The 4,163-nt window shown below is 71.5% G+C and carries 4 protein-coding genes; 3 read left to right on the forward strand and 1 reads right to left on the reverse strand.

Translation table 11 applies throughout. The annotated features are described in order from the left end of the window. Window positions 1-82: 82 nt before the first annotated feature. The 3 genes from ACPYOM_RS21055 to ACPYOM_RS21065 are packed head-to-tail and all read left to right on the forward strand — an operon-like array spanning window position 83 to window position 3,710. A complete protein-coding gene (locus ACPYOM_RS21055; RefSeq protein ID WP_481347442.1) occupies window positions 83-760 on the forward strand; it encodes a peptidoglycan-binding protein in 678 nt (225 codons plus the stop codon). 11 nt (window positions 761-771) lie between these two features. Continuing rightward, on the forward strand, window positions 772-3,249 hold the full coding sequence (locus tag ACPYOM_RS21060; protein WP_481347443.1) for a zinc metalloprotease: 2,478 nt from the start codon (window positions 772-774) through the stop codon (window positions 3,247-3,249). Window positions 3,250-3,296: 47 nt separating this feature from the next. After that, window positions 3,297-3,710 (forward strand): VOC family protein, encoded by a 414-nt coding sequence (locus ACPYOM_RS21065; RefSeq protein ID WP_481347444.1) that lies wholly within the window; start codon window positions 3,297-3,299, stop codon window positions 3,708-3,710. A gap of 47 nt (window positions 3,711-3,757) precedes the next feature. Here ACPYOM_RS21065 and ACPYOM_RS21070 read toward each other — a convergent pair. After that, a partial coding sequence (locus ACPYOM_RS21070; protein ID WP_481347445.1) for a ribonuclease H family protein occupies window positions 3,758-4,163 on the reverse strand: 406 nt, incomplete at its 5' end.

Below are 4,163 nucleotides of genomic sequence, written 5' to 3' on the forward strand. Positions count from 1 at the left end.
GGCGTCCGGACGGGCCGGCTGCTTCGCAGGACGGGCCTCAACCAGAGCAAGGGCGCCGGAGGGCGCCGGGATGGAGCACCTGATGAGCGATTCGGATCTGCCCCCCGTCTCGAAGGAAGAGCTTGCCGCGGAGACGGGTGCGGCGTTGCCTGACAAGGAGGTCATGTCGCTGCTCGACCTCAACGCCGACCTCAACCTGGCGCTGGACGTGGCGGCGCCGATCGACCTGGCCGTGGCGGCCAACGCCAACGTCGCCGCGCCGATCGCGGGTGCCGTCGGCGCCAACGTCCTGTCGGTCGGCTCCACGGACGCCGCCCTGGCGCACCAGGCGGTCACCATCGACCAGGGCCTGACCGGGTCGGCGATCGCGGACGCACCGCAGCACAGCGACATCCAGCAGACCACGCCCGACACGTCGACGGCGCCCGCCCCGAGCACGACGCCGGACGCCGGCACGACCACGGGCACCACGGGCACCACGGGCACCACGGCGGACACGACGCCGTCCTCGGTGCTCAGTGGCAACCTGCTCAACATCGACGTGAACGCCGCCGCAGACGCCAAGCTCACCGCTCCGCTCGACGGCGCCGTGGCGGCCAACGCCAACGTCGCTGCGCCGATCGACGCGTCCGTGTCGGCCAACATCGGCTCGGTGGACTCGCAGGCCGTCTCGGTCGCCGACCAGAGCGGCACCATCACCCAGCACCTGGACGGCACCGCGCAGGCCACGGCTGACCAGACCTCGTCGATCAAGCAGTAGCCAGGTCCCTCGTGAGCCTCACCTCGTCGCCGCGCGGGGTGCCGGCGCACGACGCCACGGCGTCTGCTGCCGGCACCCCCGCGTCGAGGACCATCTCCCCCGGTGCCATCGACTCGGCTGCCCCCGCATCCGTGGACGAGCGCCCGCACCGGGCCGAGGGCATCGAGCTGCTCGGTGAGCTGACGGGCTCGGGCTATCGCACCGCGCCCTCGCTCGTGCGCCGCCGGGGTGGCCAGACCGTCCAGCTGACACCGCTGCTGTACCTGGTGCTCAAGACGATCGACGGTCGGCGCACGTTCGCGCAGGTCGCCGAGGCGGTCAGCACCGAGTACGGCCGTCGGGTCGGTGCCACCGACGTGCGGGGCCTGGTCGTCTCCCAGCTACGGCCGCTCGGCCTCGTTCGGGGCGCCGACGGCTCCGAACCGCCGGCGCACCGGTCGAACCCGTTGCTGGCCCTGCGCCTCCGGTGGGTCGTCTCCGACCCGCGCGTGACGCGACGGCTGACGACGCCCTTCGCGGTGCTGTTCGCACCGGTGGTCGTCGTGCCGGTGGTCCTCGCCTTCGCCGTGATCTCGGCGTGGGTGCTGTTCACCAAGGGGCTTGCCTCGGCCACCCACCAAGCCTTCGACCAGCCCCTGCTGCTCGTGGTCGTCTTCGCGATCACCATCCTGTCCGCCGGCTTCCACGAGTTCGGACACGCCGCCGCCTGCCGGTACGGGGGCGCGACGCCGGGTGCGATGGGCACCGGTCTCTACCTGGTGTGGCCCGCGTTCTACACCGATGTCACCGACAGCTACCGCCTCGGCCGGGCCGGGCGACTGCGGGTCGACCTCGGCGGGCTCTACTTCAACGCCATCGTGAGCGTGGCGATGTTCGTCGTCTGGGCCGGCACGGGGTGGGACGCGATCCTGCTCATCCTTGCGGCACAGCTGCTCCAGATGGTCCGCCAGCTGGCTCCGATGGTGCGTTTCGACGGCTACCACGTCCTGGCAGACCTGACCGGTGTCCCGGACCTCTACGCGCGCATCGGACCGATCCTGCTCAGCCTGTGGCCCGGACGCCGGACCGACCCCCGTGTGGCCGCGCTCAGGCGGGGCCCACGGGTCGTCGTCACCGCCTGGGTGCTGTGCATCGTGCCGCTGCTGGCGTTCACGCTCGTCATGATGGTGCTGGCGCTCCCCCGGGTGCTCGGCACCGCCTGGGCCGCCCTGGGCCGGCAGTCCCACGCGCTTGCCGTCGACTGGGCGGGAGGTGACGCCCTCGGGGTGACCGTCCGGGTCCTGGCCGTCGTGGCCATCGCCCTGCCGGTCCTCGGCTCCCTGCTCCTGCTCGCCCGCCTGGTGCGCACCACGAGTGCCACGGTCTGGCGCCGCACCGCGGGCCACCCCGGGCGTCGCGTCGTCGCGGGTGTCGTCGCAGCGGCCGTGGTCGCCGGCCTCGGGTACGCATGGTGGCCCGACGCCAACCGCTACCGGCCCGTCCAGCCCTTCGAACGAGGCACCCTCACCCAGGCCGTGGCATCTGCGGGGTACGCGATCACGGGCACGCCGAGCCTGCAGGACGGCCAGATCATCGAGTCGCAACCCTCGGTGTGGGCCTCGACCTCCACGCCCCCGACGCGGGAGCACCCCCAGCTGGCCCTCGTCCTCATCCCGAGGCAGGACAACCAGAACGGCCAGACCACCCAGACCACCGCGGGCGCTTCCGCACAGCCGGCCTGGGTCTTCCCGTTCAACCGGCCGGCCGCCCCGGGCCCCGGCGACAACCAGGCACTCGCCGTCAACACCAGGGACGGGTCCACCCTGTACGACGTCGCCTTCGCCCTCGTCTGGGCCGACGGCACCAGCGTCACCAACGCGAACGAGGCCTACGCCTTCGCCAGCTGCACCGGGTGCACCACTGTGGCAGTGGCCTTCCAGGTCGTCCTCATCACCGGCAGCGCCAACATCGCCATCCCCCAGAACGTCGCCGGTGCCGTGAACTACTCCTGCGTCCAGTGCCTGACCTACGCCCTGGCCCAGCAGCTGGTCCTCACCGTGCCGGCCCAGCTCTCCCCTGAGACGCGACAACGCCTCGACGCGCTCTGGACGCAGATCACCGCGTTCGCTGCGACCATCCAGGGCCTGCCCCTCGACCAGGTCAGGGCCCGGCTGCTCGAGTTCCAGAGCCAGATCCAGACGCTCATCGGCACGCAGGGCAGCCCCAGCCAGACGCCCACCACGGCGACCTCGTCCCCGACGTCCAGCACGCCTCCGGCGACGACACCTCTGACCACGCCCGCGTCCCCCTCGGCCACCAGCGCCCCACCGAGCCTCAGCACGACAACGCCCACCTCGGAGCCTGCACCCACCAGCACGGCGCCCGTTCCGACCGCCACGTCCGGCTCGAGCAGCGCGCAGGCCGCCGGGAGCACGACCGCGACGACCAGCACCAGCGTCCCCGCGCCGACAACCAGCACGACGCCGGCCACGGCGACGACCAGCCCCTGACAGGCGATCTCCCCGTTGGCGCCACCGGCGATGGACAGGACCGGCCCATGAGAACACTGCACGTCGGGCTTCAGGTCGCGGACCTGGAGCGTTCGCTCGCGTTCTACACCGCCCTGGGCTACACCGTGCTCGGCACCGTGCCGCAGACGCAGTTCGGCAGCCTGACGATGCTCAAGCTCCCCGGTGACGAGTTCGTGACCCTCGAGCTCGTCCACAGTCCCGACAGGGGCCGGGTCGATCCCCAGGGTCTCCACCACCTCGTCATCCAGGTCGAGTCCATGACCGCGACCGTCGATGGCCTCGCCGCCAGGGGAGTGACCGCCGAACCGCCCAGCTCGCCCGATGGCTCGGAGGTGTTCTGGACGTCCTGGGTCACCGACCCCGACGGCTACCGCATCGAGCTGGTGCAATGGCCCCCCGGTCACGCCGAGGGCATGAGCGAGTCCGACCTCCCGGGCTAGGTGCGGCCGTTCCACACCTGCATCCGCGACGTCCGCAACCGGCGGTGCTAGTCGAGGTTGCGACTGGCCGCCACAGCGAGCTCGTCGACGAGGTCGTTCATCTCGTGGCCGGAGTGACCCTTGACCCACTGGAAGGCCACGTCGCCGCGCTCCCGGACGGCCATCACCAGCGGCTCCCACAGGTCACGGTTGGCGACCGGCTTCTTCTGCGAAGTGGTCCAGTCGCGCGTGAGCCATCCGTCCCACCACGCGTCGCGGAAGCAGTTCACGACATAGGTCGAGTCGCTGACGACGACCAGGGGTCCGCTGAGGGCGGTGACGGCTTCGAGCGCGGCGCGGATCTCCATCCGCTGGTTCGTGCTCGGTCGTTCGGAGCCCGACGCGAAGACGTCACGGTCGATCGCCCAGGCCCACCCCTGTCTCTTATACACATCTGACGCTGCCGACGACGGA

The sequence above is a fragment of the Monashia sp. HAY1-2A genome, from assembly GCF_056755315.1.